This is a genomic window from Kitasatospora sp. NPDC056783, assembly GCF_042789895.1.
Classification (GTDB): domain Bacteria; phylum Actinomycetota; class Actinomycetes; order Streptomycetales; family Streptomycetaceae; genus Kitasatospora.
Window position 1 is genome coordinate 1 of record NZ_JBHUAF010000491.1, and the last position, 5,247, is coordinate 5,247.

At 73.4% G+C, this 5,247-nt stretch carries 3 protein-coding genes; 2 read left to right on the forward strand and 1 reads right to left on the reverse strand.

Annotation, left to right across the window (positions count from 1 at the left end; genetic code table 11):
* Positions 1-91: 91 nt before the first annotated feature.
* Complete coding sequence (locus ACFRMQ_RS37660; protein WP_380735374.1) at positions 92-1,495, reverse strand: MFS transporter; 1,404 nt, start codon at positions 1,493-1,495, stop codon at positions 92-94.
* A gap of 586 nt (positions 1,496-2,081) precedes the next feature.
* Between ACFRMQ_RS37660 and ACFRMQ_RS37665 the strand changes: the two genes are divergently transcribed.
* Together ACFRMQ_RS37665 and ACFRMQ_RS37670 are read left to right on the forward strand one after the other, a co-directional pair.
* Positions 2,082-3,818 (forward strand): ABC transporter permease, encoded by a 1,737-nt coding sequence (locus ACFRMQ_RS37665; protein ID WP_380735375.1) that lies wholly within the window; start codon positions 2,082-2,084, stop codon positions 3,816-3,818.
* A gap of 55 nt (positions 3,819-3,873) precedes the next feature.
* Positions 3,874-5,214, forward strand: a complete 1,341-nt coding sequence (locus ACFRMQ_RS37670) for a nitrate/sulfonate/bicarbonate ABC transporter ATP-binding protein (RefSeq protein WP_380735376.1) — start codon at positions 3,874-3,876, stop codon at positions 5,212-5,214.
* The last annotated feature ends 33 nt before the right edge of the window (positions 5,215-5,247 follow it).

The following is a 5,247-nucleotide window of genomic DNA, read 5'->3' on the forward strand; positions in this document are numbered from 1 at the left end:
CGCCCGGACGAACCGGGCGGCGCCGTCGAAACACCGGGCGCGAAAGCCGCAACGCGAAAGCCGTGACGCGAAAGCCGTGACGCGAAAGCCGTCAGCGCGCCGTCTGCGCCACCCGCTGCGCCGGGACCGCGCCCCGCGCCGGGCGCGGACCCCCGCCGGCACCGGAGGCGGCGGCCGGCGAGGCCCCGAGCGCGGTGCCGCGCGTCTCCTCGGCCCACGCCACGCAGATCAGCAGCCCCACCGCCGTGACCCCGGCGGCGATCAGCATCGTCGGCCCGGTGCCGAGCCCGGTCAGCGACAGCGGCAGCAGGTAGGTGCCGACGGCCGCGCCGATCCGGCTGACCGAGGTGGCGATGCCCACGGCGGTGGCCCGGACCTCGGTCGGGAACAGCTCGTTGGGGTAGGTCCAGTCGAGCACGTTCGGCCCGCCGCACAGGAAGGCGTACGCGCACAGCGCCAGCAGCGCGACGGCCGCGGGGGCGGTGGGCCACACACCCAGCAGCACGAGCGGGACGGTCATCAGCGCGAACGACCAGATGATGACGGGACGCCGGCCCCGGGTGTCGATCAGGCGCAGCGCCGGGTAGCAGCCGAGCAGGAACACGAGGCTGATCAGGCCGGTGCCGAGGGTCTCCATCAGGTTGCCGCCGGGCATGCCGAAGGAGGAGAGGATCTGCGGGCCGAAGGTGAGCATCGCGAACAGCGGGCCGACCTGGCACAGGAAGAACAGGCCGCAGAACAGGGTGCGGCGCCGGTAGGGCTGGGTCATCAGCAGGCGCAGCCCGGCGGGGCGGCCGCGCTCGGCCGGGTCGGGCATCAGCTCCCGGCCGTCCACGCGCACGCCCAGGTGCTTCTCGACCACGCGCACCGCGTCACCGACCCGCCCGTTGGCGGCCAGCCAGCGCGGGGACTCCGGCGAGCCGCGCCGGATCACCAGGAAGACCACGCACAGCACCGTGGAGCTCGCCAGCATCCAGCGCCAGCTGCCCGGTCCGGCCAGCTCCAGGAACAGGTAGCCCACCACGTAGGCGAGCACGGAGCCGGCGTACCAGGCGATGATCTGCTGTCCGAGCAGGCGGCCGCGCTGCTTGGCGGGCAGCCACTCGGCGAGCAGCGAGGTGGCGATGGGGTAGTCGGCGGCCACGGCCATGCCGAGCACGAAGCGCAGCACGGCGATCGCCCACACCGCGTCCACCCAGAAGGAGAGCACCGAGCAGGCGACCATCACGAGCAGGTCGGCGGTGTACATCACCTCCCGGCCGATCTTGTCGGTCAGCACGCCGAAGAGCGCGCCGCCGACGAACATCCCGACCAGGGCGGCGGCGCCGATCAGGCTGACCTCGGCGGTGGAGAGCCCGAGGTCGGGACGCATCCCGATCAGGGCGACGCCGACGATGCTCAGGATGTAGCCGTCGAGCAGCGGTCCGCCCGAACAGGCGAGGGCCAGCCTGCGGTGGAAGGCGGTATACGGGGCGTTGTCGATGGTCTGGGACATGTGCTTGGGGTCCTCCGGAGCGTACGGCGCGCACCGCGCGCCGTGCGCCGGGTAGACGGCGGGGGAAGACGCCGCCCACCTCGGACGGCGCCACCGCCCGGTCACAACGGGCGACCGTCCACGGTTGCCCGGCCTCCACGGGGCCGCCACCGGGCCGAAGGTCGAGCGGATTCACGACCAAGGTCCCGAAGCGGACGGGCCCTTGGCCCGTGCCGGACCGGCGCCCGCCCAGTCCCGCCGGGGGCGCCCGCCACCGGGCGCCGCGAACACCCGCCGGGCGTGACCCTCGTCACCCGAAGGCCCCGACGGGCCCGGGAATGTGACCCACCGCACACCGGGGCGGTGCCGTTCCGTACGGGAACGAACCCGCCGCGTGACCCCCGGCTACCCTCCCGCGGCCCCGGCGGGCCCCGCCGTCGGCTCCCCGTCAGGACGTGATCCCGCCGGGCGAGCCCCGCCGGGTTCCGCCGAGCCGGTGAGAGTCCGCACGTCGGCCCCCTCGCTCCCCGCCCCCGCCGGGCCCGCCATGGTTCAGTACCGCCTGGGCGGCGATCGACCGGCCCGGGCCGATCGGGCGGTGGTGCGCGTGGCACGCGAGGGCGAGTACCCGTCGCGCGGAGTGTGGACCCGGCCCCGGCCGCGCGGGATCGACATCCTCGTCACCGGCGCCCTGATCGCGCTGCTGTACGGACTGCTGCGCCTCGCGCCCTCGCTCAACGCCCCCTTCCTGCCCCAGCAGGCCCCGGCGACCGTCTCCACCGACCTCGCCGACCTGCCCTCCTACGCGGCGCGCTCCCTGCTGCGGATGTTCATCGCCCTCCTCGCCTCGGTCCTGTTCACCTTCGTCTACGCCACCGCCGCCGCCCGGATGAAACGGGCCGAGAAGGTCCTGCTGCCGGTGCTGGACATCCTCCAGTCGGTCCCCGTCCTCGGCTTCCTGTCCGTGACGGTCACGGCCTTCATCAACCTCTTCCCCGGCTCGATCCTCGGCCTGGAATGCGCGTCGATCTTCGCGATCTTCACCTCGATGGCCTGGAACATGACCTTCGCGTTCTACGCCTCCCTCACCGCCCAGCCCCACGAACTCGACGAGGCGGCCCGGGTGATGCGGCTGACCAAATGGCAGCGCTTCTGGCGCCTGGACGTCCCCAGCGGAACGATCCCCCTGGTCTGGAACGGCATGATGAGCTTCGGCGGCGCCTGGTTCTTCCTCGCCGCCTCCGAATCGATCAGCGTCCTCGGCCACCACTACGCCCTGCCCGGCATGGGCTCCTACGCCGCCACCGCCATCGCCGCCGGCGACCTCGGACAGGTCGGCATCGCCATCGCCGTGATGACCGTCATGGTGATCGGCGTGAACGTCCTGTTCTGGCGCCCGATGGTCGCCTGGTCCGAACGCTTCCGGGTGGAGGAGGCCGAAGCCGCCGACCGGCCCCGCAGCGTCGTCCTGGACGTGCTGCGCCGCTCCAGCCTCCCCGAACTGGCCGCCCGCCCGCTGCGCCCGGTCGGCCGGGCCCTGGACCGCGGCACCCGGGTCTTCGGCCTCGCCGAGCACCCGCTCGCCCGCGCCACCGCCCGGGAGCGCACCGGGGACGTGTTCTTCGCCGGCGCCGTCGCCGCGGCCGTCGTCTACGGCGCCTGGCGGGCCTTCGACTACATCCACACGACCGTCGGCCTCGGCGAGTTCGGGCACGCGTTCTGGCTCGGCGCCCTCACCTTCGGCCGGGTCGTGGCACTGCTCGTGGCGGCCACCGCGGTGTGGGTGCCCGTCGGGGTGTGGATCGGGATGAACCCGAAGGTCACCCGCTTCGCCCAGCCGGTGGTCCAGGTGCTGGCCAGCTTCCCGGCGAACTTCCTGTTCCCGTTCGCCACCGCCGCCTTCGTCGCCCTCGGGATCTCGCTGGACTTCGGCTCGATCCTCCTGATGGCCCTCGGCGCCCAGTGGTACATCCTCTTCAACGTCGTCGCCGGCGCCTCCGCGATCCCCACCGACCTGCGCGAGGCCATGACCGGCTTCCAGGTCCGCGGCCGGCTGCGCTGGCGCGCCTTCATCCTGCCCGCCGTCTTCCCCTCCTACGTCACCGGCGGGATCACCGCCGCCGGCGGCGCCTGGAACGCCTCCATCGTCGCCGAGGTCGTCGACTACGGCGCGCACCACCTCACCGCCACCGGCCTCGGCGCCTACATCACCGACGCCACCGCCACCGGCGCCTTCCCCAGGATCCTGGTCGGCATCACCGTCATGAGCGTCTACGTCGTCGCCCTCAACCGCCTGCTGTGGCGGCGCCTCTACCGCCTCGCCGACACCCGCTACGCCCTCTGACGCCCCGCCACCGCCCCGCCACCGCCCGCCACGCCCTCTGACCCCGGAGCCCGCGATGACCGCCAGCACCGCCGGTACCGCCGGCAGCGACCGCACCACGATCGTCGAGGCCGACAGCGTCACCAAGACCTTCACCACCCCCGACGGCCGCGCCCTGCCCGTCCTGGACGACATCAGCCTCCACCTCGACCAGGGCGAGATCGTCGCCCTGCTCGGCAAGTCCGGCTCCGGCAAGTCCACCCTGCTGCGCTGCCTGGCCGGGCTGATCGCCCCCTCCTCCGGCACCGTCGCCTACCGCGGCACCCCGCTGACCGCCGCCAACCCCGGCGTGGCGATGGTGTTCCAGTCCTTCGCGCTGCTGCCCTGGCTGACCGTCCAGCAGAACGTCGAACTCAGCCTCCAGGCACGCGGGGTGGCCGAACAGGAAGGCCGGGAACGCGCACTCAAGGCGATCGACCTGATCGGCCTGGACGGCTTCGAGGGCGCCTACCCCAAGGAACTGTCCGGCGGCATGCGCCAGCGGGTCGGATTCGCCCGCGCCCTGGTCGTCGAACCGGACGCGCTGTTCATGGACGAGCCGTTCTCGGCCCTGGACGTGCTGACCGCCGAGAACCTGCGCTCCGAACTCGTCGGACTGTGGGAGGGGCACGAGGCACCGGTCAAGTCGATCCTGATCGTCACCCACAACATCGAGGAGGCGGTGCTGCTGGCGGACCGCATCCTGGTGCTGTCGAGCAACCCCGGACGGATCCGCTCCGAACTGACCGTCGACCTGCCCCGCCCCCGCGACCGGCGCACCCCGCAGTTCGAGGCACTCGTCGACACCGTCTACGGCATCCTCACCGGCCGCGAGGAGAGCACCGCCGCCACGGCCGCGCCCGGCCGCCCGCCGCTCACCCCGACCACCGTGCCGCTGCCCCGGGCCAGCGTCGGCGGCCTGGCCGGCCTGCTGCAGATCCTGCTCGCCATGGGCGGCGAGGAAGGCCTCGCCGAGATCGCCGACGAGCTGAACTTCGAGGTGGACGACCTGCTGCCCCTGGTCGACGCCGCCGTCCTGCTGGGCCTGGCCACCACCGCCGACGGGCGCCTGGCCGTCACCGGGGCCGGCCGCGAGTTCTCCGCCGCCGACATCCTCACCAGCAAGCAGCTCTTCGCCCGCGCGGCCGCCAAACGCGCCCCCCTGGTCCGCGCCATCGTGCAGGCCCTCGCCGCCACCGACGACCACGAACTGCGCGAGGACTTCTTCCTCGACCTGCTGCGCCGCGGCTTCGACCTCGCCGACGCCCGGCTCCAGTTGGAGACCGCCATCGCCTGGGGCCGCTACGGCGAGCTGTACGACTACGACGCGGACGACGCGGAGTTCGTCCTGGAGCCGGGGGCGGAGGCGGCGCTGTAGGCGGGCCGGCGGTCGTGCCCGGGGGAGGGCCCG

What these genes read in the sequence shown, in the direction of transcription:
- ACFRMQ_RS37660 (WP_380735374.1), bottom strand. Translation starts at nt 1,495, where the DNA reads ATGTCCCAGACCATCGACAACGCCCCGTATACCGCCTTCCACCGCAGG.
- ACFRMQ_RS37670 (WP_380735376.1), top strand. Translation starts at nt 3,874, where the DNA reads ATGACCGCCAGCACCGCCGGTACCGCCGGCAGCGACCGCACCACGATC.